At 45.4% G+C, this 23,243-nt stretch carries 29 protein-coding genes; 2 read left to right on the forward strand and 27 right to left on the reverse strand.

Features of this window, described 5'->3' with window-relative positions; translation table 11 throughout:
- Nucleotides 1-2 precede the first annotated feature (2 nt).
- From MHB46_RS07185 to MHB46_RS07235, 11 genes are all read right to left on the reverse strand, one after another.
- A complete protein-coding gene (locus MHB46_RS07185) occupies nucleotides 3-563 on the reverse strand; it encodes a GNAT family N-acetyltransferase (protein WP_165176201.1) in 561 nt (186 codons plus the stop codon).
- Nucleotides 564-592: 29 nt separating this feature from the next.
- The gene (locus MHB46_RS07190) at nucleotides 593-1,150 is read right to left on the reverse strand and encodes a hypothetical protein (protein WP_250261988.1); all 558 of its coding nucleotides are present in this window, start codon (nucleotides 1,148-1,150) and stop codon (nucleotides 593-595) included.
- A 308-nt stretch (nucleotides 1,151-1,458) separates the two neighbouring features.
- Nucleotides 1,459-2,403 carry a class I SAM-dependent methyltransferase gene (locus MHB46_RS07195; RefSeq protein ID WP_341161953.1) on the reverse strand — a complete coding sequence of 315 codons (945 nt, stop codon included), beginning with the start codon at nucleotides 2,401-2,403 and terminating at the stop codon, nucleotides 1,459-1,461.
- Between the two features lie 115 nt (nucleotides 2,404-2,518).
- Nucleotides 2,519-3,730, reverse strand: coding sequence for a rhamnogalacturonan acetylesterase (locus tag MHB46_RS07200; protein WP_341163695.1), 1,212 nt, complete (start codon nucleotides 3,728-3,730; stop codon nucleotides 2,519-2,521).
- Nucleotides 3,731-3,790: 60 nt separating this feature from the next.
- Nucleotides 3,791-4,273 (reverse strand): ribosomal maturation YjgA family protein, encoded by a 483-nt coding sequence (locus MHB46_RS07205; RefSeq protein ID WP_235307856.1) that lies wholly within the window; start codon nucleotides 4,271-4,273, stop codon nucleotides 3,791-3,793.
- A 222-nt stretch (nucleotides 4,274-4,495) separates the two neighbouring features.
- Nucleotides 4,496-5,083 (reverse strand): GNAT family N-acetyltransferase, encoded by a 588-nt coding sequence (locus tag MHB46_RS07210; RefSeq protein WP_341161954.1) that lies wholly within the window; start codon nucleotides 5,081-5,083, stop codon nucleotides 4,496-4,498.
- Entirely contained in the window at nucleotides 5,080-5,793 is a 714-nt protein-coding gene (locus MHB46_RS07215; RefSeq protein WP_235307854.1) for an HAD family hydrolase, read from the reverse strand. Before MHB46_RS07215 ends, MHB46_RS07210 begins: the two co-directional genes overlap by 4 nt.
- Before the next feature lie 250 nt (nucleotides 5,794-6,043).
- Nucleotides 6,044-6,601 (reverse strand): SMI1/KNR4 family protein, encoded by a 558-nt coding sequence (locus MHB46_RS07220; protein WP_341161955.1) that lies wholly within the window; start codon nucleotides 6,599-6,601, stop codon nucleotides 6,044-6,046.
- A 25-nt stretch (nucleotides 6,602-6,626) separates the two neighbouring features.
- A complete protein-coding gene (locus tag MHB46_RS07225) occupies nucleotides 6,627-7,022 on the reverse strand; it encodes a hypothetical protein (protein ID WP_341161956.1) in 396 nt (131 codons plus the stop codon).
- 144 nt (nucleotides 7,023-7,166) lie between these two features.
- On the reverse strand, nucleotides 7,167-8,252 hold the full coding sequence (locus MHB46_RS07230) for a saccharopine dehydrogenase family protein (RefSeq protein WP_341161957.1): 1,086 nt from the start codon (nucleotides 8,250-8,252) through the stop codon (nucleotides 7,167-7,169).
- Nucleotides 8,239-9,006 carry a class I SAM-dependent methyltransferase gene (locus MHB46_RS07235; RefSeq protein WP_341161958.1) on the reverse strand — a complete coding sequence of 256 codons (768 nt, stop codon included), beginning with the start codon at nucleotides 9,004-9,006 and terminating at the stop codon, nucleotides 8,239-8,241. Before MHB46_RS07235 ends, MHB46_RS07230 begins: the two co-directional genes overlap by 14 nt.
- Nucleotides 9,007-9,179: 173 nt before the next feature.
- Between MHB46_RS07235 and MHB46_RS07240 the strand changes: the two genes are divergently transcribed.
- Nucleotides 9,180-10,271, forward strand: a complete 1,092-nt coding sequence (locus tag MHB46_RS07240; protein ID WP_341163696.1) for a LuxR C-terminal-related transcriptional regulator — start codon at nucleotides 9,180-9,182, stop codon at nucleotides 10,269-10,271.
- 76 nt (nucleotides 10,272-10,347) lie between these two features.
- Here MHB46_RS07240 and MHB46_RS07245 read toward each other — a convergent pair whose 3' ends face one another.
- The 16 genes from MHB46_RS07245 to MHB46_RS07320 form a co-directional block, all read right to left on the reverse strand.
- Nucleotides 10,348-10,527, reverse strand: coding sequence for a hypothetical protein (locus MHB46_RS07245; protein WP_061829096.1), 180 nt, complete (start codon nucleotides 10,525-10,527; stop codon nucleotides 10,348-10,350).
- A gap of 77 nt (nucleotides 10,528-10,604) precedes the next feature.
- Nucleotides 10,605-11,606 (reverse strand): sugar kinase, encoded by a 1,002-nt coding sequence (locus MHB46_RS07250; protein WP_341161959.1) that lies wholly within the window; start codon nucleotides 11,604-11,606, stop codon nucleotides 10,605-10,607.
- Entirely contained in the window at nucleotides 11,603-12,664 is a 1,062-nt protein-coding gene (locus MHB46_RS07255) for an SPFH domain-containing protein (RefSeq protein WP_103047637.1), read from the reverse strand. The genes MHB46_RS07250 and MHB46_RS07255 overlap by 4 nt, the downstream gene beginning before the upstream one ends.
- 170 nt (nucleotides 12,665-12,834) lie before the next feature.
- Nucleotides 12,835-13,500 carry an HD domain-containing protein gene (locus MHB46_RS07260; protein ID WP_341161960.1) on the reverse strand — a complete coding sequence of 222 codons (666 nt, stop codon included), beginning with the start codon at nucleotides 13,498-13,500 and terminating at the stop codon, nucleotides 12,835-12,837.
- Nucleotides 13,501-13,750: 250 nt separating this feature from the next.
- Nucleotides 13,751-14,785 carry an NAD(P)/FAD-dependent oxidoreductase gene (locus MHB46_RS07265; RefSeq protein WP_209949610.1) on the reverse strand — a complete coding sequence of 345 codons (1,035 nt, stop codon included), beginning with the start codon at nucleotides 14,783-14,785 and terminating at the stop codon, nucleotides 13,751-13,753.
- A 133-nt stretch (nucleotides 14,786-14,918) separates the two neighbouring features.
- Complete coding sequence (locus MHB46_RS07270; RefSeq protein WP_341161961.1) at nucleotides 14,919-15,275, reverse strand: hypothetical protein; 357 nt, start codon at nucleotides 15,273-15,275, stop codon at nucleotides 14,919-14,921.
- 24 nt (nucleotides 15,276-15,299) lie between these two features.
- Nucleotides 15,300-15,749: a hypothetical protein gene (locus MHB46_RS07275; RefSeq protein ID WP_341161962.1), complete on the reverse strand. Its 450-nt coding sequence runs from the start codon at nucleotides 15,747-15,749 to the stop codon at nucleotides 15,300-15,302.
- 28 nt (nucleotides 15,750-15,777) lie between these two features.
- Entirely contained in the window at nucleotides 15,778-16,299 is a 522-nt protein-coding gene (locus MHB46_RS07280) for a GNAT family N-acetyltransferase (protein ID WP_209949613.1), read from the reverse strand.
- 38 nt (nucleotides 16,300-16,337) lie between these two features.
- Nucleotides 16,338-17,342: a phosphotransferase family protein gene (locus MHB46_RS07285; protein WP_341161963.1), complete on the reverse strand. Its 1,005-nt coding sequence runs from the start codon at nucleotides 17,340-17,342 to the stop codon at nucleotides 16,338-16,340.
- Between the two features lie 2 nt (nucleotides 17,343-17,344).
- A complete protein-coding gene (locus MHB46_RS07290) occupies nucleotides 17,345-17,836 on the reverse strand; it encodes an 8-oxo-dGTP diphosphatase (protein ID WP_028542993.1) in 492 nt (163 codons plus the stop codon).
- Nucleotides 17,837-18,091: 255 nt separating this feature from the next.
- Nucleotides 18,092-19,048, reverse strand: coding sequence for an aldo/keto reductase (locus MHB46_RS07295; protein WP_341161964.1), 957 nt, complete (start codon nucleotides 19,046-19,048; stop codon nucleotides 18,092-18,094).
- A gap of 105 nt (nucleotides 19,049-19,153) precedes the next feature.
- Nucleotides 19,154-19,966: a helix-turn-helix transcriptional regulator gene (locus MHB46_RS07300; protein ID WP_341161965.1), complete on the reverse strand. Its 813-nt coding sequence runs from the start codon at nucleotides 19,964-19,966 to the stop codon at nucleotides 19,154-19,156.
- A 36-nt stretch (nucleotides 19,967-20,002) separates the two neighbouring features.
- Complete coding sequence (locus MHB46_RS07305) at nucleotides 20,003-20,464, reverse strand: hypothetical protein (RefSeq protein WP_341161966.1); 462 nt, start codon at nucleotides 20,462-20,464, stop codon at nucleotides 20,003-20,005.
- Between the two features lie 11 nt (nucleotides 20,465-20,475).
- Complete coding sequence (locus MHB46_RS07310; protein ID WP_254326467.1) at nucleotides 20,476-20,904, reverse strand: GNAT family N-acetyltransferase; 429 nt, start codon at nucleotides 20,902-20,904, stop codon at nucleotides 20,476-20,478.
- A gap of 295 nt (nucleotides 20,905-21,199) precedes the next feature.
- Nucleotides 21,200-21,553, reverse strand: coding sequence for a FlxA-like family protein (locus MHB46_RS07315; protein WP_341161967.1), 354 nt, complete (start codon nucleotides 21,551-21,553; stop codon nucleotides 21,200-21,202).
- A gap of 188 nt (nucleotides 21,554-21,741) precedes the next feature.
- On the reverse strand, nucleotides 21,742-22,119 hold the full coding sequence (locus tag MHB46_RS07320) for a hypothetical protein (RefSeq protein ID WP_341161968.1): 378 nt from the start codon (nucleotides 22,117-22,119) through the stop codon (nucleotides 21,742-21,744).
- A gap of 544 nt (nucleotides 22,120-22,663) precedes the next feature.
- Between MHB46_RS07320 and MHB46_RS07325 the strand changes: the two genes are divergently transcribed.
- The gene (locus MHB46_RS07325; RefSeq protein WP_061829083.1) at nucleotides 22,664-23,239 is read left to right on the forward strand and encodes a class I SAM-dependent methyltransferase; all 576 of its coding nucleotides are present in this window, start codon (nucleotides 22,664-22,666) and stop codon (nucleotides 23,237-23,239) included.
- The last annotated feature ends 4 nt before the right edge of the window (nucleotides 23,240-23,243 follow it).

The raw sequence follows: 23,243 nt of genomic DNA on the forward strand, positions 1-23,243 counted from the left end.
ACTTACCGATCCACGGAAAACTCCTTCCGAAGGTAGCCAAAAATAACAGCGTCGACAAACTGACCTTTTTCATAAAAATAGTCTCTCAGGTGGCCTTCTTTAGTAAAGCCACTTTTGAGCAGTAGCCGTCTGGAGCCTTCGTTATCTGGATCAATGAAGGCTTCTATACGGTGAACCTGCGGCAATTGAAAGCCATAATTCACGACCACCTTCATCGCTTCTGTCATCAGACCTTGCCGCCAATATTCCGGTGCCAGCTCATACCCAATTTCAATACGGGAGTGCTCCTTGTGCCAGTTATGGAATCCAATTGTACCCACGATCCGCTCAGGAGCTTCTTTTAACGTAATCCCCCAACGAAAGCCCTCTTGCTTCTCATATCTGGTTAGCATCGAACGAATAAATTTCTCGGCTTGCTCTACCTCTATAAAGCTTTCCAAGTCATAATATTGTGTGACCTCATCCTTGGAAAAATAGCCGAACACATCCTCCGCATCCCCTACTGTAAGCTGTCTTAAACGAAGCCTATCGGTTTCTAAAATCGGAAACGTTTCCATTGACATTATCCATCTCCTCCTTCACATCGAAGAACCTATCTTATCAGCCACCAGCCAATCCCAACCATCACTCCATTTATGAAGAATAATACAATACATGCTCTCCACTTGTGGATTCCACTTGTTTGAAAAAAACCTGTGACTTTACTACGACACATGAACAACGTAAACAACAAATTCCAAATAATACGCATACCATATTTTACGTAGTATAGAGCAGGGTTTAGCTGTACACCGCCCAACGTTGGAGGGACATCCGGAATAAACAGAATTGCACACGTATAACGCATAGTCTCATATGTAAAATAAAATACTGCCAGCCACCAAGCCCACTTCTTACCAAATAACATACCGACACCGGCAGTCGTCCCTGCCAAACCGAGTAACGCGATAAATCCTTGAAACATGCCCCTACAAATGCCTACTAACGTAGAAGCCTCATTTAATGCATTAAGCGTCAATAGCTGGGTCACCAACAGAAGTGCCCCATTAAAGATCAATAAAATGGCTGAAATGCTTACACCTAAAGGTCGTTCGAAAACCACGTTCGTTACATAATCTTCTACTTCTTTTTTCGTATACAGATCTGACACTTCTTCTACTCTCCTAACCCAAATTATATACTTCCATTTTCGGGCGGGTATAATAACAGTATGTTCTCGCCTCATTCCCATATATCGGCTTTTAGGAAAATATGATTTAATCTTTCCTGAAAATTCCGTTATCTGTAAGCTAATCATTATTATTCAGTGCAGCCATGCTGCTAATGATTATCCTCTAATGGTGTCAATTAGCGTCATGAGAATCTTTATCATTAACAGAATCCCAAATAGAGTAATATCTATCCTTATACTACCATTCCAAGAATGAATCTGACAAATGAATGGACTACTACTCGCGCTTATGAATGTATACGCGTTATTTTCGTGGCCCTGTAACCTTCAGATGACTGGATATACTCTACTTGATAACCCATTCGGGCATCCAAAAGCTCTTCCATAAACGGAAGGCACGGACTGTAAATAAAACTCCCTCCTGGCCGAATGGCTCTAAGCAATTCCATATATTTGCGAGCGTACTCATGAATATTACCATCTGCCTTCAGATGATGATGTATAAAATGATTGGAGAATGCCATATGTGAAATGATCGTCCCCCATGTACGTTCTCCAAAGGTGGTCTCTAACCAATCTCCTTGAGTGACACAACCTGCTGTTTCAGCCAGCCGATCTGTTCCGTAAGCCTCAATTCCACAGGCACGTAAATAAGTAATTAACCGTGCCTCAGATCCGCAACCAACATCTAGAACAGGCTCTTGCAAACGAGCAATGTCCAATCCTAGTAGATTAGCTTGCAACTCCGGCGTATATTCCTCACAAGGTATCCAAAAGGTATACTCACACTCTGCATACTTAGCAAACATTTCACGTCCATTGGTACGAGTTAAAAAATCTCTCAAATGTCCATAATGCTGCTGAAGCAGCAAGTCCAGGATTGCTCTATCTATAGATTTCTTCTGGAACAACTTTTCAATCCGAGTGAAGAGTCGATCATACAGCTCCGTAAGCTCCCTCGCATGATCTGTGTGAAAATGTAGATACTGATTGGTATTTACAAACTGGGACAGTATTTTAGCCGCTACATCCGTCACAAAAGCGTTATACGTATGCTGGCGCTTCAAGCTTTGAAGCATGAGGATCAGCTCCGAGCTTCTCTGCGTCAGCCAGTACGTCATTTCTGTTGAAGGTCCTAACAGAACAGAACCCTCGCGCATATAAAATAAACTCCGATGCTGATTGTACAGGAGTTGACCGTTAATAAGATTATGAAGTTGAGCGACTGTCATTTTCGCTTCCTCCTTAAGATCCAGAACATTAAAGCCCTACCCAAGCCTCAGCAATGCTATCTTTGGGTAGGGCCCGCTTATTTTCTAAGTATACCATGACTATGGAAATAATGTTTTATTGCGAACCTTCCGCCTGTACATAAGAGGATAAAGGAATATTCAACTCACGTATTCCCTGAGCTACCAGCCGAGCTATTTGCTCCGCACCGTATTCCTGAAAATGTGTATCATCCTTCACTCCATCAGGAAATGCAGGATACACCCCTGGCTCCACATGTAAAAATAACGGGAGTGTTCCTTCGAGGCCAAGTGTATCGTAGTACGCTACACTCAAGCGGCTAAGATCGACCAGTGCAACATTTGTCTCCGATGCTGTTTCCTTCATGGCCTGCACATATTCCGGGAAACTAATCCGAAACGAGGCACTTGCCGCATCATAATCTCGGCGGCCAACAGGAGTAATTAGCACAGGTGTTGCACCGCGTTGCATGGCTCCTTGGATGTAGGTTTTTAAGTAAACTTTGTAATCCGCGGGTGAAACATAACGCTCTTGGTTGTTGATCGCGGCATCATTATGCCCAAACTGTATGAGCAGATAATCTCCTGGACGGATATTGCGTAAAATATCATCTAACCGCCCTTGTACCAGAAAAGTTTTCGTGCTTCGTCCACCAATAGAACGGTTCACAAAAATAGGCTCATCTGTGAAGAACGGAGCAATCATTTGCCCCCAGCCCGCCTGAGGCTTCATCGCGGATTTATAGGTTTGAACCGTAGAATCTCCCGCAAGGTATACCGAAGGGTGTTCTCCAGCCGTTCGAGCATCCTTTGGAGTAATAACCAAAGCGTTAATCTTCGCTTCATTACCTGAGAAATACAATTCGAGCTGACCATCGATGAGTGCAAGTTCAAATCCAGCCTCGACAAATTGTCCTGCTGTTTTGGTAGTAGGTTCTACCTTGACAATGGACTCGGCTTTAACCGTAATGTCTGTGTTTCCGGCAGTATCTCCGGCAATAAGGGAAAGCGTGTAATCCGCAGGTGGTAAATTGACGACAAATGATGATCCTTGAACACGAACAAAATCTGAGCGTATAGCATCACTTCCACCACGATCCTCTTCATCCACCTTGGAAAGATCGGTAAATCCATAGCCTCGCTCAGGCGTGTAAACATCCTTGGCAGTGACTTGGGTGTAGCCGTCAGCTACGTTCCCTGGGCCAAAGTCGAATCGAAGAGACGCCGCAAGCTGTCTTTCGGCCAGTGCCTGCCCTGGGATAAGTATGGTCGCAAACAACAAGCTGAATCCTGCGCATAATCCAATCATCTTACCGAACAACCTGTGACGCTTTCCCTTTTGTTTCAAGCGCAACCCTCGCTTTTCAGGTTATTTGAGTGGTTTGTCATTGTCTCTACGTGTATTGCTCCCCGCCAGCTTTTGACAGCCTTGATCCAGCGCCCAGGATACCACAATGCCAACTGTATACCTGATCAGATCCGCGGTCAGAAACCCTTTCCCAAGCACCAAGCCGCCCAGCGTCGTTGCCCGAATGTGGTTAATCCAGGGAGCCTGGTACATCTGGCTGAACTCAATGGCGAAGCAAAACAGCAAGCTGCCCCACAGGGCTACAGACAATTGACGATTCACCCACAACATTCTCAGCCCAAAATAAATCATGCACGCCCACAAAGCATCCCCAAAGTGATTGGCAACGAATTCAGGCAACTGGGAGGAGAAAACCCGGCTTCCCAAACCCAACAAAATCGTGACCAGCACAGCAATTAGGTACGCAGCGCGGGCCTTCCAGCGGAATTTCGCCTTTATTTCCCGATTGGCCTTCCTGATGACGCTCTTGCGAACGCTCCTCATGCTAAATCACCTGTCCTAATGCTGGGACATCTTCGCCAAGCTGCTGGAAATTCGTAAAGCATCCTCTTTTGGATAGCGCTTGCAAGATTGCTGAACCTTTTGCTGATGACATATTGTATGCACACTAACTTGTCTGTATTTTTCATAATATAATTAATCATAATGAGCCTCCGTAATATCGTACAAACCATCAGCAACTTCCAAACTGTTCATGTGAGGATACTAGAATTCAATACCACGCACCTTGGCAAAAACCATTTGGTGTGCCATGCTTCCCTCTTCATCATACTCGACGTTTCTTAAAATCCCCTCCAGTGTAAAACCTGCACGTTCCGCTACCTTGGCGCTGCGTGTGTTTCTGGAATCACAACGAATCTCCACCCGATTGGCATTCAAATGCTGTATGGCAAAATTCGTAATACCGTGCACGGCCTCTGTGATAATGCCTTTTCCGGTCCATGATGTTCTGAGCCAATACCCAATTTCAAATCTTCGTGCATCCCAATCAATACGATGCAGACCGCTGCTGGCTACAAATTTTCCCGAAACCGTATCAAATATGTACAACATCATATCAGACCGATCCAGAAATTTAAGTCTGGCTTGGCGCGAACGGATTTCAGATTCCTCTGCCGTAGGAAGATTTCTTGCAAACGGAAGCCAAGGCCGCAGTTCATTCGCACTCTCTCGTATCGCCTCATTGACTGCCGCCCCATCCCCCCATTGCGGAGCGCGTATGGTCAATCGTTCCGTCTGGAATTGGTCAGGGAACGATAAGAGAATGGGATTCGGTTGCTGCTCCATACTCATGATGCACCCTCCTCCTTATTCGTTGAATAACTGCGACGATCCAGCCAACCTGTGATTTCACGCAAACTCCCAATCTGATAGTCCGGTACAATGCCCGTTTCCTGCCACGTCATAAAGCCTTCCAGCCAGATGGTATGCAATCCTGCACTTTGTGCACCACGAATATCATTTGTCGGGTGATCGCCTACATAGCAGGCATGGCCGGGATCGACAATGCCCAGCTCATTCAGAGCCAACTCGAAAATTCGAGGATTAGGCTTCTGGATGTTGACGCCGCCCGATACGATAATAGAATCGACATAATCCCTCAGCATAACTCGGTCGATTTTCGCTTGCTGCGTACGGAGTGAGCCGTTGGTAATAATACCAAGCTTCAAGCCACGCGACCGCAGTTCGGACAGCACTTCCTTGGCCCCGTCCATCAACACCGTAAACTTATGAAATTCACCATACCAAAAGCCCAACATCTCTTGTACTGACGTATCGGGATTTTTCAGTTCCAAGTCTGCATGCAGCTCGGTATACAGTTCCCTCTTATCCCGATATCCGTCCTGATCCGCCAAACGTATCTGTTCAACGACAGCCGCGCGGATCGCAGGTTCTTCTGCCACAATAAATCGTTCTATAAAGCGCTCTGTATATGCCGCAAACGCCTGTTTGCGATGAATAAGAGTATTATCCAGATCAAAAACAATCGCTTCTATGGACATAAATAGCTCCCTTCCTTCATCCTCTTGCACCGATTAGGTTGAAACAAATTGAATAATTCCTATTAGAAATAAAAGAAAAAAAACAGACAAGAAAACGATGATCATGTACTTCAAGATTCTCTTGGAGGTCGACTTTTGTTCCAGTTTGATCTCGATCTGGGTCAACCTTTCTTTGATTTCTTCCAAATCCTGCTCCACCTTCACATCATGCTCCCCTTCCTTCGTTTCGACTTATTCATCTTCCTGACACTCACTCACACAAGTTGCTCCAAAAACGCACTTTTTTTACGGCATTAAAACCAATTTGTTCATAAGGCTTCTCCCCAAATTCCAGCTTGAAATACTCCTGCAAACATTCCCCATACACGATAATATCCGTTTGATACACGGAAAATACCGGATTTCCTTCTTCAGATGGCTGCTCTGGGATATATCGATGTCCGTTGATCGGGATTAGCTTGGGTACACGTAAAAACTCACGTTTACATATATCAACGGCTTCCGCCGAATCTGTCGGTTTTTCGCCCCATTCGGGAGGCCAGAATATATGCTGCTCTACATCAAAAATCATACCTTCCAGCGGCCAATTCAACCTTTGCCGAATTACCCCCATCCGCTGTGGTGACGTATCTCTCCAAGGAATAAAGCTTTTACCGATGGGAAGAACGCTCATCAGAAGCTCCCGCAAATCGGGTGGGAAGTGAATATCATACCTGCCTTCGACGTCGGTAACCTCTTGCATGGATAGTCCTGGAGCTAAGGTCACATCGTGTTTACGTAATAAATCTATGATATAAGCGATATCCATCTCTTATCGACTCCTTAGCAGCTAGCTAGTTGACCGGATTGGTCAAGAGGCCTACCAGGCTTGTAACTTCAACTTCACCAACACGGCGCGGGCCTTCCATAAAATATCCCCTCGTTCCTACCTGTATCTGGTGTCGGTGTATCTTTTCCCTCATTTCTCCAAACAAAACCCACATTCTCGCCTGTCCTTCCCGGTGAACCGGATGCTCGGTATCCATGATCAATTGACCATACTCATCTTCAAACTCAGGATGTATGGCGTAAATTCCCGTCGTCGTGATTTCATCGCTCTCATAGGCAAAATCACAGCGATAACCCTGAATAGGCAACTGTTTCCTGCCTCCTTCTTCCGGCGTGTAAAATCGATATTTTATTGTAAAATCGTGCGTATGCTGTCTGCTGTTTTCATAGGGGTTCCACATTCATATCTTCCCCTTAGGTCTTTTCCAAAAATATGTACTTCTTTCTAGTGTAATTCAATAGGAAAAGAAATCCAAGACCTATCCGCAATACATTGCTGAATAAGCTTGGATTATATGAGAGTCCTTTATTATAATATATGACTTTTATTCTTGCTGTCCGTTCACCTGAATATCTACGGCTACTTGCTGCCCCATCCAAGCCTGCATGCGATTCCACGAAAAAACCTGCTCCATGTGAAATACACCATATGGAAGTTCTGAACGGTACAGGGCGAGCGCTGCAAAGACGGTTGCCTTAGCGGTTAAATCAGACTGATGGTGCCCCCTTAGCCGGCATTCGACCTTCGTCTCCTTGCCATTGAGAGTTCCTCGAGCATCTACCTTGACCGCTACAGCATCCCCTCCTATATGTACCTTGCCAAAGCTGCGAACCACTGCATCACGCACGGTTTTCTGTCGGAGTAGACCTGACACTCCTATCGTTCGAAGCCCTGCCAGAAGCCGGGTGGTCAAGCGCGAATCGAAGCAAAGGCGTGTGCTGACCGTAGGAACTTTGAGCGTACGAGGAAGTGTCTGCTGATCCGAAAAAGGAAATCGATACGCCCGATGACGACCCACTCCTGCACCAAAGTCTGCCACTATGCCGTCGGTAAAGCTTTTTCGAGTCACAGGGCGTCCCTGTTCTATAACCTCCAAATCGGCATGAATCTGATCTACTGTCCACTCAATGGCAGCCTGACCATGTCGATCTCCCAAGCCCAGCATCAAAGATATATTCAACTCATCCGTCTGATCCATGAGCTGTGTCGCTTGCAGTGCCAACAGATTGGTCAGTCCCGGAGCTAATCCTACACTTAATAGGGCTGTGGCCTGATAAGCTCGGGCCTCCTGATGACACTGCTCCACCTGACTCAAAAAGTCCGCATTCGCGGTAATATCCATGTAATGCACCCCATGTTGAAGACAGGCACGTACCAAGGCCGTATTGTCCTGATCCAGACACATGATCACCAATTTGGCTTGCTCTAATATTGACGGGTCCATCGGCTCATGAATATTAAGCTGCAAGGGCCGTATCTTACCATTCGATTGTCTACTAAATTCAGTGGCACGCTCCAGACTACGACCTGCGGCAAATACCTTGCCGGGAAACATTTCACTTAACTCCGTGCATATAATTTTTCCAACATGGCCATACCCGCCAATGATGATGATGTTATCCTTTGTCATAAGTCGTCTCTCCCTCTTTAACCGCAAACCATGCATTTACTAAAAAAGTGCCATAATACCGGGTGATGTGGGTAAAGCCTGCATCTATCAACAGTTCCTGTATTGCCGCATTGGACACCGGGTTTGACTCACGACCGATGGAAGCAGCGAATCGTTCCCAATCCTCCAGTGAAATGCCCTGACTCAGCATATGACCTTTCCACGCCTGCATTTGGAGGAAAAAAGAAGGCTCCTGCGGATTCCCATTAATAGAAGCTAGACAAAAAGGTGCACCCGGCTTGAGTCGAGCGGATATCTGGCGTAGCAATGCCTGTTTACTTTCCAAGCTCTGAAGAAAATGAAGCACCAGCAGGCAGGTAGCAGCGTCATAGATCGGTTCTCTAGATGACTCTTCCAACGTACCTGCAACAAACGATATTTTTGAACTGATGCCCGCATGTGTCACACGCTTACGTGCCAAATCCAGCATGTGCTCGGAGGGATCAACTGCCGTAAAGGACCATGCTTCATGGCGCTCTCCGAGCGTAATCAATTCCTGGCCGCCTCCAGCTCCGACAATTAGCACATTTGGATCTATATTTCGAATATGAGCTTGTGCCTCAAGTTGTGCGGCTATCAAACAGTCTGTCATCTCGTACAAATGAGCATATCCAGGTATTTTTAAAGCAATCGTATCCGCGTACTTATGCACATTCGGATGATTCCAGCTCATAGGTTGATTTGAGTCCGTATTTCCAATAGGGGTATGTCTCATATGTGCTTTCCTCCAAACATTTAGTCTTGATCTTCTCAGACCATTCGTTTATTGTAGATTTTATTAAGAATCATTCTCAATTATAAAGACAATACGAATATCCACCATCCCATAAATGTGGGATTTAAATAAGCGCGCTTGAGAATCTCCAGCTTTCACGATAGGAGTAAATGATGAACGCACAATACTGGCAATTTGCACAGCTTAAGGACGCTCGACAGCAGATCATTGATCTGGGAAAAAAAGCCCCCTCATCCCTAACGTACAAGCACACCCTAATCGACCGCTTGCGTACTCAGGTTGCTTTCGATGCGGCGTGCTGTACCTCAGTAGATCCGCGTACGCTGCTTTCCACGGGGGCATTTACAGAATCGGGTGTGGAGGACATTCATAACAAACTGCTAGAATACGAATATCTGCATGACGATATGATCAAATATGATCAGTTGGTGCGAGAAGGACAGTCTGTAGCGACGCTACATGGGTCTACACAAGGCCAACCGGATCGGAGCACACGATATAGAGATGTTTTGCAACCCGCCGGATTCGGGGACGAGCTACGTGTTCCGTTTATGTACAAAGGGAGCTGTTGGGGATTTCTTACGTTATTCCGGCATCATGGAAAGCCTGTATTCAGCGAGGAAGAGCAACAACTGCTTGAAGCGTTAGCGCCGTCCATTGCCTACCATCTGCGTCAGGCCAGTGTCGGTCTATCTCCAGCCCCTGTCATGATTACGGAAAATGAACTTGAACCAGGAGTTCTCATACTTTCTGATAAGCTAGAACCGATCTCATCCAATACAGTAGCAGAGCAGTGGCTACAGCTGCTTCGGCAGCAGGAGGGAATCCATGAAGACAGCCTTCCGGCTCCTGTCCGGGCGGTTTGCTTGCGAGCGCTATCCACTGCCACTGCACCAGCCCGACTATGTATCCCTTCCGCAGACGCAGGAACCCCATGGGTAACCATCAGAGCCACCCTTTTGCAAGGCGGACAGGAGCATACGGGCCAGAAACAGCTAGCCGTATGGTTTGAGGCTGCTAAAGCAACTGACATGCTGCCGCTTATGACCGAGGTGTACTCATGGTCCGAACGAGAGAGACAAATTGTCCAGCTCATTGTTCAAGGCTTTTCGACCAAGGAGCTGGCCAGCGCACTTCATATTACTGCCTACACGGTGCAGGATCATCTGAAAGCGATTTTCTTGAAAACAGATGTAAGCAGCCGTCGTGAGCTCGTATGGAAGGTATATTCCAGATTCAACTAACCTATGTAAAAAAGACAGATGACCCAATTAGGGGTCATCTGTCTTTGCTTCACTGCTCTATTTGGACACAAGAGCCTTATTTCTTCGAAGAGGATTTCGTATCATCGTATGACACTGGTGAGGGCTTCGCAATCCATTCATCAGCCTCAGGCTCGATATCCACGCCATTTTCCAGCTTCGTTTTCTCCATCAAGGAATCTCCGTCCTCGTCCTTCTTGTTGCGGATTTTCGCTTCGTCTTGAGTGTGGTCGCTCATGTTGATTCCTCCTTTTTTAATTTCATCTGATGGTTGTACCTTACTCATAATTACCCATTGCCGTCCTGTACAAACCTCTACACGACCAGATGCCCTTTTTTCTCCGCTGGTTCAATGGTCGCCTCAATGCCAGCATTAAACTCCAGAAAGTCGCTTTCCACTCCATCGCTGAAAATAACTCCATTTTCCGGCATCTGCGATGCAATCCGTAACGGCTTTTCGGCTACTACCTGACCAAACACAAGATCCGCAGCAGTCGTTCGACTGGGGAAGGGTTCTCTCACTGTAAAATAAAGTGATGGCAAACTCCAGGTTGCACGATGATCCTGACTCGTTCCGTCTACTGCCCCTTCCTGACTGAAGGCTGCACCTGGCATCAGCTGGCCTGGAGTCAGCGAGATTGGATGCCGTGTAGCACTGCCGACAATCCCGGCCGCTCCAGCAAGCACGCTGGTCAGCCAGCCTGTCGCTCCCATTCCGGTTGAAACGATAATGCCGCTAGAGGATTGCTGCTCTACCTGATCCTCCAGTCTTAGCTCATATCTCGCGGAGACATGAGTTTTGCGCCCAATGAACAAATCATTTACAGCATACAAGGATTGGCCATCATTTAATTGGGCCTTAGCCAGCGTAACTTCCTTAATTGGCCGTCTGTGCACGAATACATCCGGCACCACCCAGCGCAGGTCGGATACAGTAAACGGCAGCAATACCCCGTCCCAGCGCAATGGATCTGGATTCACACCGATAAGCGGCTGCTCAGTCAAATATTTTAACGTGTTGGCTACCAGCCCATCCTGACCCAGCACCACCACTGTATCCTGCTCACCAAAAATAAAGTTCGGCACATGCTCCCGCTCCACAATCTGAACACGACCCAAGGCCGTTAACTCCGACGTAGCCGTTGCCACCGCCCTGCGGTAATTCTCGTCCTCCAGCACATAATCACTGAAATCCGCACCCAGCCGTTCCATAAAGAAGCGAGCCTGCTGCACCGTATTGTATCGGACAATCAGTTCCTCCAGTCGCGTTTTACGCTTCACTAAAATGATCTTTTGCTCCGTCATTCGGCTGCTCATCGTGTTCTTCCTCCAGACCCTCTCGATCCTGCTGATCCGTTTGCTCCCGTATCTGACATGAGACCTTGCAGCAGATCCGGTGTAATATTCAGCTGACCGATTTTCCCTGCATTTTCTGCAAGCTCCTGGAATGCTATCGCAATTAGCTTATCCGGGCTCATATCCATGTTGGCCATAGCTTGAAGTACGTTCGGCTCAACATCCTGCAGCGATTTCATGACTGCTGTCAGCTCGTAGGCCTTGGCATCGGCTTCTGCCTTTTTATTCGTTACGGTCAGCTCAATCAGCTCACGCTTTTTCTCCTCCAAGGCCGTGTCAAATCGTAGCTGCTCCTCTTTCATCTCGCTTTGCTTTTGCTTCACAGAACGCTCGGCATCGAGTTGAGTTTCGCGGATTTGTTTCTTTTTCGTCTCCACTGCAATCTCGGTGTTCAGCTCGTTTTCCTTCACACGCCGCTCTTGCTCAATAGATGCATTACGACGCTCATACAAAGCGTGATCCGCGTTGCGAAGAATCTCTTCCCTCGCTTGAGCCTCCAGCGCTCTCATCGTCTCCTTATTGGGTAGAATCGCCAAAATCGACAACCCCATAACCTCAATGCCGAGCTTTTCCATTTCCGTATGCTGAGCAATATCCTTCGTCATGTTTTGGGCCAGACGTTCACTGGACTGAACAGCTTCTTTGAGCGGGACACGCTCCAAATACTTTTTGGTAAGCACTTTGGCGATGTTAATCACCCGTTGGGCCAGCTTACCCGGATCATCCGAAATGTAGCGTCGTTCCTTCAAGTCATACGTATAGTTTAAAATCTGCGTCGTTCTCCGATAATCTACAATTCGATAAGTCAGTTGCCCCTGCACCGTCACCGCCTGAAAATCATTCGTCATATCCTCAAACATGAACGGTACATCAATGGAAGAGACGGGCACGACGACGACCGAGGTGGTCGGGGCGTAATAATAAAAAGATAATCCAACACCCTCCCGAACCACCTTCCCGTTTTTCACCTTCATCACATATTCACTGGGCTGAAATTTAACAAAATTAAATCCAAACATAGCCGCTTCCCTGCTTTCTTTATAGTTTATAATATTTTGTTATTATCATTTTGTTATTAACAATAAAATAACACACATTTTCGATAATATCAATATGACATTTATAAAAAAATAAAGGCTATTTCCCCTCCGATATACTCGGTTAGAGGAAACAGCCTTATTAAAACACTCTATTTATCATCCACATTCCATTCTCTATAAAATTGCTCCAAGTACATCTCCATCCATTGATGCCGAACCTCCGCCAGCTCTCGGGCATAAGTGGTATTCATTAAATCTTTGAGCTTGAGTAGCTTTTCGTAAAAATGGTATATGGCACTTTTACCTGCGGCACGATACTCATGCTGTGAAAAGTCTTTATCCGGGTGATGCATCATGCTGCCTTTTGAGCCTGCATACATAAAGGTTCTTGCAATCCCAATCGCTCCAAGAGCATCCAACCGATCCGCATCCTGCACAACTTGACCTTCCAGCGTCTCCATAGGCGGGTTTTGTCCACCATTGTAGGACATCGTAGCTATAATAGTCATCACGTGCGTGATTACATTCGGATCGCTGATATGCAGACGCAGCCACTGCTCTACTTTATCTAGCCCCGCTTGTTTGGAATCATTTAATTTTTCATCCGCTACATCATGTAGCAGTGCTGCCAGCTCACAAATAAACGAATCTGCGCCCTCTTTGGCAGCAATTTTAAGGGACAGCTTTCTCACCCGGTCTATATGCCACCAATCGTGACCACTATGATCATGCTCCAACTGCTGCTGTACAAAGGGCTCCGCCTTTTGAATAATATCTGCCAAAATCGCTTCCTGTTGCTCCGTTCGTCTCTTCATATGTCACCTTTCAATCCCGTCCATACTTTCTATGGTAGGTTCGTTTAATTTTTTAATGCTTGTCCATTTGCTTACTACGAGTCATTCTTCATTTTATTCTATAGGGTGTATGGTATCCAACCTTTAGAACGAGAAGTCAGTAACCTGACAAAAAAAGAACCTCCAAAACCACATCAATCGTAGTCGCGGAAGTTCTTTTACGTTTGTCTATCTAAACCCGATCCTATTTAACTTAATTCCGTATCTTACTCTACTCCACGACACCAAGCTCGCGGTTCTTCTCCTTAAAACGGCTGTTATGAGAAGATACATATGCCGCTTTGTCAGCTGCTGGATCAATGTACAGCTTCGCGCTGTTCAGTGCAAGGGCGGCATCTGTGAACGCACCAGCAATCAGATACAGCTTACTTCCGTACTCAACAAAATCGCCTGCCGCGAAAATCCCCGACAGATTCGTTTCCAGCTTTTCGCTCACTCGGGCATGCCACTCACCCATATCCAGCCCCCAATCCCGAAGCGGGCCGAAATCGGATTTTAGTCCATGATTTACGATGACTGCATCGACATTCAACACCTGTATTTCGTCCGTATCTACATGACTGATCGTCACCTGTTCAATCGTCTCTCCATTGTTGCTATGTAGCTGGCTCACCGCGTATGGTGTGAGAACACGGACCGAAGATGATTTCATACGAGCTACATTTTTCTCATGTCCGCCAAAGTGATCCCGACGATGTACGACGGTCACACTCGCCGCAATAGACTCCAGCTCATTCGCCCAATCCACCGCCGAGTCGCCCCCACCGGAAATCAGGACGTGCTTGCCCCGGAATGGCTCCAGCTCTTGTACAGTATAATGCAGGTTCGTAACCTCATAGCGGTCCGCCCCCTCAATCTCCAACTTAGCCATTTTGAGAATACCATAGCCTACTGCCAGAACGATCGTGCGTGTCCAATGCTGTTCCCCTGTGGCAGAAGTTAGCAGGAACGTGCCATCCTCTTGCCGATCCAAACCAGTGATCTGCTGTCCCAACACAATGGTAGGCTCGAACGTCCGCGCCTGCTGCTCCAGCTGATCAATCAGCTTTTCACATAAAACCGGGGTAACCCCCCCGACATCCCATATCATCTTCTCTGGGTATATGCGCATCCGTCCGCCCAGCTCATGCTTGGCTTCGATCAGCTTGGTCTTCATATCTCTCATTCCACTGTAAAATGCGGTATACATACCGGCAGGACCACCGCCGATGATCGTTACATCATATAATTCCAAGGATACTGTCACTCTGCAACTCTCCCTATCATAGCGTAATATGTCTGCTCCTATTATAAGTGATAATAATTATCAATATCAATTAAGAAATAAAAACATGACCATTACAGAGTTTTTCGTGACCTTAGAACTATATTTTATAAGTTTATATAACTGCTACTTCCGTTATTCTCGTAAATTTTGCGAGGATTGCTGCACAGAAGGATGAAAAAGCTTCTTCTACCTCATCCATCAGTTGTTCCTTGTTTTGCATGGAAGGTATAAAGCTATCCTCCATTCCTTGCTTGTATGTAATCGTCGGATCTATGAGCTTGGCTGCGTTTCTGCGCACATGCACCATGATATGGTTGATGATCCCACCAATACTGTTTGTTTCCGCCTCACCCACGCGCCATAGCACCTGTTCATCCAAAAGCACAATGCATGTCCGCAACTTTACCAAATATTGATCGTACATTCTGTGCTTGGATATGATTTTAAACTCATGCATGGAAGAATCCATATATTCATTTCCTCCTTCGTCCTATCAAGTGAATGTTTCAAAAAAATTACTTCCATCGATCATCCAATACTGTTCAGGTGAAGGTACCTCGTTCAAAAAGTTTTGATATTCTCCTTTCCATCCCGCTGGGACATAGTGTTCAAACGAAGCTGGCTCTGGAAATAGCGAATAGAGAACTTTCTCGTCAAAGTTAACATACAGAGCAGGACAGAACTCCAACACTTCATCCTGATGCTGAATAGCACCATCAAGCAACTGGAGCATTGAAGTTAGTTCCCCAGTAGCCACCTTATATTCACAGATGTGATCCAAAAATGCTCCCACTGTGGTTTCATCCAAAATAGGGATACCAAACCGTTCCTCCATCTCGGTATTCAAAAACCAATACTCTCTTTCCGTCACATACCAATTCCATTCCCCTTCAAAGATAACACCAACAATGATGTTTTGCGCATATTCAGGCCATAATTTCATGAGCTTCTCGCGTTCCCTTCTTTCTCACTCACAGTTCGATCCAAAACCGGTTTACACGGTTTCCGTCTTCCTCTATGTAATCCTTGTCCGGCGTTCCGCCGTTTTGTATGATTGTTTTTTTGGAGGCAATATTATCGGAGTCGCATACGACCAGGGCTCGGGAAATCCCCAGCTCTTTTGCTTTTTCTAACGCCAAGGCCAGCATTGTAACAGCGTACCTGTTCCCTCGTGCAGAAGGACGGATACCGTAACCGATATGACCTCCGGCATTCATTAGGTGTTCGTTAAGGTCATGCCTGATATTCACTGCTCCCACAACCTGTTCATTCGCATTCACAAGCCAGTATGTTGAGCTTTTGACCCAGCCTTCAGACAGGTTCATTCCATTTTCCTGATTACTTAAAACCGTCAGCATACCTTCAAAATCGTACGGCTCTACAGAGATCACCCAAGGTACCATATGCTCCTGACTCTTTTTCCATTCCTCATAAAATGAAAGATAAGCCTCCTTCCAGTCCTGATCCGGCTTTACCAATCTGACGGTCTGCATCCACTCACGGCCTCCTCTTTAAACGTTCAATTCATCTGCTATTGCTTATATTCAATATCCATAAATTTTTGCGCCCAATCTGCAAAAGAGAGCTTATCATCCCAAGTGACTAGCTTCATCGCTTTGGCACATCCCCAGTTTAGAACCTGCTGATGCAGCATATGCACCCGGAAACGCTCAGTAAATCCTTCTTTGGCTTCCATCCCTTGTGCGTAAGCAGTAAGAAACCCTTTTGCCAACTCTTCTTCGCCATTCTCCAGATACATGGTGGTTATTTTCGGAAGGTCGGCAATCCCATCCCCAAAATAGGCTGTCGTAAAATCAAAAAGACCACTGACTCTCCAACCCTTATCCCCATTCTGTACAAGAAAATTTTGCGGTTTAAAATCCCCCATCACAAAGGTGGCAGCTTCCAGCTGATCGAATGCTTGACGGGAGCCTTCCAATATTTCCTCTACCCATTCGATATCCTGTACAGAAATGTTCGAGTATTTTTTGGCATCCTCTAGCCAATATCGAATTCGCCCATACAACCATACTCGATAAGAAACTTCAAATGGACGAATGGCTAGAGTTGTTGTATCCAGCTCTCCACTGTTCTTAACCTTCCAGCTATGAAGCTCCAACAGAACATTAGCAAGCATTTCAGCCATTTGCTGTTTATCCAGCGAGGTCAGCTTTGCTTGCAACTCAGGTGTATGTATATGCTGACCGTATAGACGGGGCATAACTGCATAGCTCCAGCCAAAAATGTCCTCCGTATAATCCACAAGATACGGTGTTGGCACGGGAATTGAAGTCCGTGTCTGTATTTGCTCCACCATAAACTTTTCTTCTATCCATTGCCCTAGAAAAAGCGGGTTCCCCTTCAGTACAAACTGTCCAGCCGTTGAGGAAACATAGAGGGTTTGCCCTAGGACACCTTCTGCCGTTTTTTCGTAAGACAGCAAACGTCCCAAATCAAAACGATTCAGCATCCTTTGCATTTGGTCATTTGTTACCTCACCTAGCCGATTAGACGAAAAATAAATGGTCGTCGTCATCTCTACACACCATAGCTCTTAATCGTTGCTTCCAGGGTTTCATCCGTATCTGCCAGCCAAACGAAACTAACCTCAAACGTTCCCGGCTCGAAAAACAATGGAAATCTCCGCTTAAACCAATCCTGCATCGGCAGATTTAACGCCTCCTTCATATCGACCCACAGCAGTTCCCCCTCGGGGGGATTTTTTAATAGTTCACCTTCAGTGGCTGTAGCCAAATAGTTAAAGACCATATACCTCAGCCCTTGACTTGGATCACAATATTCGTCGATTCCTTTAAATACAATTTCCGTCACGGTTAAGCCCGTTTCTTCCTTTACTTCACGAATGGCCCCATTCACAATGCTTTCTGGAAACTCTACTTTTCCTCCTGGAGCAATATAACCCGGAAACCCCTTTCGATTGGGTCTATTCATAAGCAATACCTTGCTTCCGTCTTGAATCATACACATGGTATATATTTTGTGTGTCACTTCTGTTGTCAATCCGATCATACCTTTCTTTATTCACGATTCATGATCTAGCTTTTAACTTTCTCACCGACATATTGTGGTTAAATATGGTATTCACCATACTTTAACGCGTTATTTTGTAGAGCGCAATAACTCTAACCATAGACTAGATTAGAAAACTCATGCCTAAGTCGGTCAAAATCAGCAAAAAAAAGACCGCCTTTCTGCAAAGCCGTTGGTACTACCAAGCGACTCCAGAAAGGAACGGTCTTATCCATCATGCCAATAATCAGTTTTCTAGACACTCCCCGGATAACGAGAACCTGCTGCGAAACCTTTAGGCGAAATGCGCTCAATCTCTTGAAGCTCTGCTTCCGACAAGGAGATCTGTAGAGCACCAAGATTTTCACGCACTCTTTCCAGTCTCTTCGTTCCCGGAATCGGAACGATATGGTCGCCTTGCGCCAGCAGCCATGCCAGCCCCAACTGAGCAGAAGTACAGCCTTTTTGGGCAGCCAGTTTTTCGATCAGGAGGACAACTTCTAGATTTTTGTTGAAATTCTCTCCTTGGAAGCGTGGAAAATGACGGCGGTAATCATCCTCTGGCAGATCGTCAAATTTCTTGATCTGTCCCGTGAGGAAACCTCGACCCAGTGGACTGTAGGGTACGAAGCCGATTCCCAATTCGTTCAGTAGCGGAAGAACATCATCTTCCACTTCTCTGCTCCACAAGGAATATTCGGTTTCTACCGCGCTAATTGGATGCACCGCATGCGCGCGGCGGATCTGTTCAGCCGACGCTTCCGACAAGCCGATATAACGGATTTTCCCTTCCTTAACCAAGTCGGCCATCGTTCCGACGGTCTCTTCAATCGGAGTATTGGGATCGACTCGATGCTGATAATACAGGTCGATATAATCAATCCCCAGATGAAATAGACTGGCGTCCACGGATTTTTTGAGATATGCCGGATCTCCCTTGGGCCCCTGAGTGTGCGTGATCCCGAATTTAGTGGCAATCACGGCCTCCTCTCGACGACCCTTGAGCGCACGTCCAACCAGCTTCTCATTGCCGCCGAACTTCTGCTGTGCGTATTCCTCACCATAAAGATCTGCTGTATCAAACAGCGTTACACCAAGGTCCAGCGCTCCCTGAAGTGTACGCACCGACTCCTCGTTGTTCGGCATCATCATCGTGCCAAGGCCCAGAGCTGATACCTCCAGCCCTTCATGTCCCAATTTCCTTTTCAGCATATCATGGTTCCCTCTTTTCTTTGGGTAAATGGATGGAATGAACATGTACTCATTCTAATGGACCCATATGGAGGCAACCACAGTACGTTTATACTAGTAACAAGATTACCAGGCAGAGGATTGGCTTACTGGCGTGTAGATACAAAAGTGCAGACCCGGTTGGTCCGTAATACTTGCTAAAGAATTAATTCCATAGGAAACTGCCTCCACAGCGCCAGGGATTTGAAAGGAAACCCGATTCACTTTTTTGAGCTGGATATGATGCAGCTTCCACATGGTGTCAAACTCCATACTTTCCACACGTAGCCGTTCTACCGTCTCCTCAAACCAAGGATCTCCTAAATACTTGTCATAATAGGTTCTAAAAACAGCTACCGAATAGGACGCAAATTCTTCCCAGTTAACCATTCGACGACGTAATTCGGAATCCACGAACAATAAACGAATCATGACACGTTCAGAAATAGACAGGGAAGAAAAATCGGTAATGACCTCATTCGCCGCGCTATTCCAAGCAAGCACTTCCGCTTTCTCATTGCTGATGAAGGAAGGATAGGACAACTGATCAATAATATGTTGCCACTGTGGATTCAGCGTTGTATGGATGGGCGAAATAGCAACCGTCTCATTGGGATTCCACAATTGAATTAGATGTGCTCTCTCATCATGAGTTAATTGTAGAGCTTCTCCTATACTTTCGATAATTTCCTTAGATGCTGTTACTTCTCTACCTTGTTCCAGCCATGTGTAATACGTCGCACTGACACCTGCCAGCATAGCAACTTCTTCTCGGCGAAGCCCCGGTGTTCTTCGCTGCCCCTGTGAAAGTCTAAGGCCTGCCTGCTCTGGTTGAAGTCGATTTCTACGTGATTTCAGAAAAGCTCCCAACGTTTTCGATTTACTATAATCATTAGACATGTGTCACCTCTTTTCGAATCAATCGCCATAGAACGATCACAGTCCCTCGTCAAACAACTGTAGGCCTATGATTTCAAAGGCGACACCGTCGCCCGCTTTAACGTTGACATCACCATTCATTTCTTTAGAATCCAAAATAAACGTAGTGTCTCCTACTACAATCTCCAGACATTCTATCTCGCCTGCTTCGCCCTGTATCACTTGATGTATCGTTCCTTGAATCCAATAGTCGCCTAGCTTTGGCTGAGGTCGAAAAATCCCTGTCTCTTCAGTAGACTTAAGCCTTCTGAACCCCTCTATACTGGATTGAGAAGTCTCGACCGAAATTACACAACCGGGAATCATCTTATTCAAGCTTTGTTCATACGGGACAACATACGCATATCCGGAAGTCAGTTCATGCCAAAAACATGTCCAGTAGCCGTATACTTTTTCCTCGCCAATACTACGAATGATGATATGCTGATCTTTATTTATTTCCTTGATCTGTACACGCATATATAGAGTCCTCAGTAGATACTTTTCTTATAATAATAGTGTTTAAAGCCTCTCGGAGCATCGTCAATGACACCAACGACTTCATACCCGTGCTTTTCATAGAATTTAGGCGCTTGAAAAGTAAACGTATTAAGTTGTATAAAATTACACCCTTTATCTCTAGCAATCTGTTCAATTTCACCAAGCAGTTGTGAACCGTAGCCCTTTCCTCTGTAACGCTGATCTACCCACAAAATATCAACCTCCACCCAGTTCCAACACAGTACACTTAGGAGACCGCCCATGACCTGACCGTCTTCATCTTTGAGCGTAAGATTAATCTCTTCGTATCGGGTTCGAATATCTGCTGGGACGTGTTTCGCATTAAACTCAATCAACTTGTTTCTGACTAAACGCGCTTCATCTCTACTACTTCGATTCATCTGAGGTTCCAGCGTCATAGCATAAATCCTCCAATTTGAAATGATTACTAGCACTTACTGATTTAAATATAGAAAATAATAGGGTTAAAATACTTTCATCTTCCTACTGTTATATATTGTATATACTTTTCTATGTTTAGTCACATGATTCAATTTAGATGGACAGAATTATTCTAATCTAAATATCGCTGATTAAAGTCGCTCCCTGGATTCATGCAAAATATTTAGTAAACGAAAAAAGCAGGCCCCTATGAAACGGAGAACCTGCTATCGTTTATACATCGTCTGCCATACAGGAGAAGAGAGGGGATGATTAAATTGAAATATCCAGTGATTTCCCAACTCCCGTAATATCGCTGCTGTTAGCGCTGTTGATACGATTTGTTTCCGTGTTACTTGGAGCGGGCTTTTCCATTTTTGGAGTTGACGTGCCGCTGGATTGCGAACTTTGCTGTGCAATTTGAGATTCAATCTGTTTAATTTGCTGCTGAAGCTGCTTCATTTTTGTTTCTTTTGTATCTTTACTATCCTTACTTTGCTGTACCTTGTTATATTCCGCTTCAAGTTGAGCTTTTTGCTTTTCCAGACTAGTTGTATCGTTGGTACTGGATGAAAATGAAGTGCTTGCAATAGATATAGAACTGCTGGATGTGGATGAAATGATCATACGAGATTTCCCCTTTATAAAAGTATGAGTTTAACACGTGTGGGCTAACCGGTTCTAATCTGTGGCATTCGATTCATCTGTATTTCCCCACGCGTCTTTTAATGCAGAAAGCAGATCCGTTTCCTGATCTTTGTCCGAAGCTGTTGACCCGGATATAAGACTGGAACTCAGAACGCTCTGCAAATCACTCAGCAAGGATCTTTTTTCATCAACTGTAAGCTCTTTTTCAGATGTAGTGCTGTTATCCTCTTGATTGGAAGCCTTTTGGATATTCCATGCGAAGGAGGCATAATTCCACCCATTGCCTGCATCATAGGAGGCAGACCACTGCTATCCATTTCAGGATGGGACGGGTCACCTTCAGGCGGCGGTGCAGGACGATTATTTTGGATCGTTTGTGCTATCTTATCGAATAGATCCGATACTTCCTCATCTGTTGCCGTCGAAATATCCACATCAGCTAATAAGTCTCTAACCGAAGCCAACGGATTCTTCGTGCTATTGGTGAGTTCATCTGTATCAGAGGAAGCACTGGAAGACATCAGGTAACTTTGCAGATCAGACAACAGCGTTTTCTGTTGGTCTGTAGTTAGTGTAATAGTATCCTGGTCGTCGTACTTGTAATCATTACTGTAGTTTTCCGTAGGAAGCGGACCTGCATTCCTCCCGTGTATTCCATGAATTCCTTACTCAATTCGAGTGAATCGTTAGATTTCTTGTGTGTGGTATGACCCGCGGTATTTAGTCCATTCTCATTTGACTTCACCGTATTCGATTGATCATAGGAAGTCGTGATGAGATGCCTGTTAATGGATAGTGACAAAGTAGATCCCCTCTCAGTGTACATAATGTTTTTAGCTGCCCACCTACCTTTCATCGGTAACAAATCTGAATGCAACCTGAGGGTATACTGAATGATAACTGAATAAATACAAACTCATTAATACCGCAACCCTTTTATTATTTCCTAGACCATAGTCAAGGAAAATCCCCTCCGCAAGACGGGGGGATCAACCCTACTTGAGACAGGAGTAAGTAAAGGGATAATTTGTTACTCTTAGCAAAGAATAAATGAACGTATTTTAAAAATTGAAAGTAGGGAAATGATGTATGATCCGTATTAGCCATTTGGTTCACGAGAGACTTATGTTCCTAGTCAAATTTTTGTACTCGCCTGCATATGTGGGTAGTGTAACACCAAGTTCCAGATTTTTAGCTAAAAATATGATAGAATCCATTCCATGGAGTGAAGTTCATGCTGTTGCCGAGCTTGGTGCTGGAACAGGGGCAATTACCCAATACATCCCGTCTGCTGCTGAATTTCAACCCAAGGTTTTACTCTTTGAGAAAGACCAAACCATGCAGCAGAGTTTAAAAAGAAGATTCCCGAATTATCTGTGCTATTCCGACTCGCGTGAGCTTCAGCTTGCTATGAAAAATGCCCAAATAGAACAGCTTGACTGCATAATCAGCGGGCTGCCATTTTTCAATTTTCCACAAGCGATGCGGAATCAAATTGTAGAACAAATTCATCTATCACTCAGGGATGGAGGAATGTTTGTGGCCTTTCAATACTCTAAACAGATGAAGCAGCAGTTAGGTGAATGGTTTGATATTGAGGAAATCAAGTTTGTGCCAATGAATGTTCCACCCGCATTCGTGTATGTATGCCGAAAGAAAACCTAAGAAA

Source organism: Paenibacillus sp. FSL H7-0703 (assembly GCF_038003485.1).
Classification (GTDB): domain Bacteria; phylum Bacillota; class Bacilli; order Paenibacillales; family Paenibacillaceae; genus Paenibacillus; species Paenibacillus polymyxa_B.

Coding starts and splice junctions, on each gene's coding strand:
- MHB46_RS07290 (WP_028542993.1), bottom strand. CDS start 17,836: ATGATCGGATTGACAACAGAAGTGACACACAAAATATATACCATGTGT.
- MHB46_RS07195 (WP_341161953.1), bottom strand. CDS start 2,403: ATGACAGTCGCTCAACTTCATAATCTTATTAACGGTCAACTCCTGTAC.
- MHB46_RS07280 (WP_209949613.1), bottom strand. CDS start 16,299: ATGCAGACCGTCAGATTGGTAAAGCCGGATCAGGACTGGAAGGAGGCT.
- MHB46_RS07185 (WP_165176201.1), bottom strand. CDS start 563: ATGTCAATGGAAACGTTTCCGATTTTAGAAACCGATAGGCTTCGTTTA.
- MHB46_RS07225 (WP_341161956.1), bottom strand. CDS start 7,022: ATGTGGAACCCCTATGAAAACAGCAGACAGCATACGCACGATTTTACA.
- MHB46_RS07295 (WP_341161964.1), bottom strand. CDS start 19,048: ATGCTGAAAAGGAAATTGGGACATGAAGGGCTGGAGGTATCAGCTCTG.
- MHB46_RS07325 (WP_061829083.1), top strand. CDS start 22,664: ATGATCCGTATTAGCCATTTGGTTCACGAGAGACTTATGTTCCTAGTC.
- MHB46_RS07300 (WP_341161965.1), bottom strand. CDS start 19,966: ATGTCTAATGATTATAGTAAATCGAAAACGTTGGGAGCTTTTCTGAAA.
- MHB46_RS07305 (WP_341161966.1), bottom strand. CDS start 20,464: ATGCGTGTACAGATCAAGGAAATAAATAAAGATCAGCATATCATCATT.
- MHB46_RS07270 (WP_341161961.1), bottom strand. CDS start 15,275: ATGGATTCTTCCATGCATGAGTTTAAAATCATATCCAAGCACAGAATG.
- MHB46_RS07230 (WP_341161957.1), bottom strand. CDS start 8,252: ATGACAAAGGATAACATCATCATCATTGGCGGGTATGGCCATGTTGGA.
- MHB46_RS07240 (WP_341163696.1), top strand. CDS start 9,180: ATGAACGCACAATACTGGCAATTTGCACAGCTTAAGGACGCTCGACAG.
- MHB46_RS07315 (WP_341161967.1), bottom strand. CDS start 21,553: ATGATCATTTCATCCACATCCAGCAGTTCTATATCTATTGCAAGCACT.
- MHB46_RS07260 (WP_341161960.1), bottom strand. CDS start 13,500: ATGAAGAGACGAACGGAGCAACAGGAAGCGATTTTGGCAGATATTATT.
- MHB46_RS07310 (WP_254326467.1), bottom strand. CDS start 20,904: ATGACGCTGGAACCTCAGATGAATCGAAGTAGTAGAGATGAAGCGCGT.
- MHB46_RS07285 (WP_341161963.1), bottom strand. CDS start 17,342: ATGACGACGACCATTTATTTTTCGTCTAATCGGCTAGGTGAGGTAACA.
- MHB46_RS07220 (WP_341161955.1), bottom strand. CDS start 6,601: ATGGATATCGCTTATATCATAGATTTATTACGTAAACACGATGTGACC.
- MHB46_RS07250 (WP_341161959.1), bottom strand. CDS start 11,606: ATGAGCAGCCGAATGACGGAGCAAAAGATCATTTTAGTGAAGCGTAAA.
- MHB46_RS07210 (WP_341161954.1), bottom strand. CDS start 5,083: ATGAGTATGGAGCAGCAACCGAATCCCATTCTCTTATCGTTCCCTGAC.
- MHB46_RS07255 (WP_103047637.1), bottom strand. CDS start 12,664: ATGTTTGGATTTAATTTTGTTAAATTTCAGCCCAGTGAATATGTGATG.
- MHB46_RS07215 (WP_235307854.1), bottom strand. CDS start 5,793: ATGTCCATAGAAGCGATTGTTTTTGATCTGGATAATACTCTTATTCAT.
- MHB46_RS07235 (WP_341161958.1), bottom strand. CDS start 9,006: ATGAGACATACCCCTATTGGAAATACGGACTCAAATCAACCTATGAGC.
- MHB46_RS07275 (WP_341161962.1), bottom strand. CDS start 15,749: ATGAAATTATGGCCTGAATATGCGCAAAACATCATTGTTGGTGTTATC.
- MHB46_RS07200 (WP_341163695.1), bottom strand. CDS start 3,730: ATGATTGGATTATGCGCAGGATTCAGCTTGTTGTTTGCGACCATACTT.
- MHB46_RS07205 (WP_235307856.1), bottom strand. CDS start 4,273: ATGAGGAGCGTTCGCAAGAGCGTCATCAGGAAGGCCAATCGGGAAATA.
- MHB46_RS07245 (WP_061829096.1), bottom strand. CDS start 10,527: ATGAGCGACCACACTCAAGACGAAGCGAAAATCCGCAACAAGAAGGAC.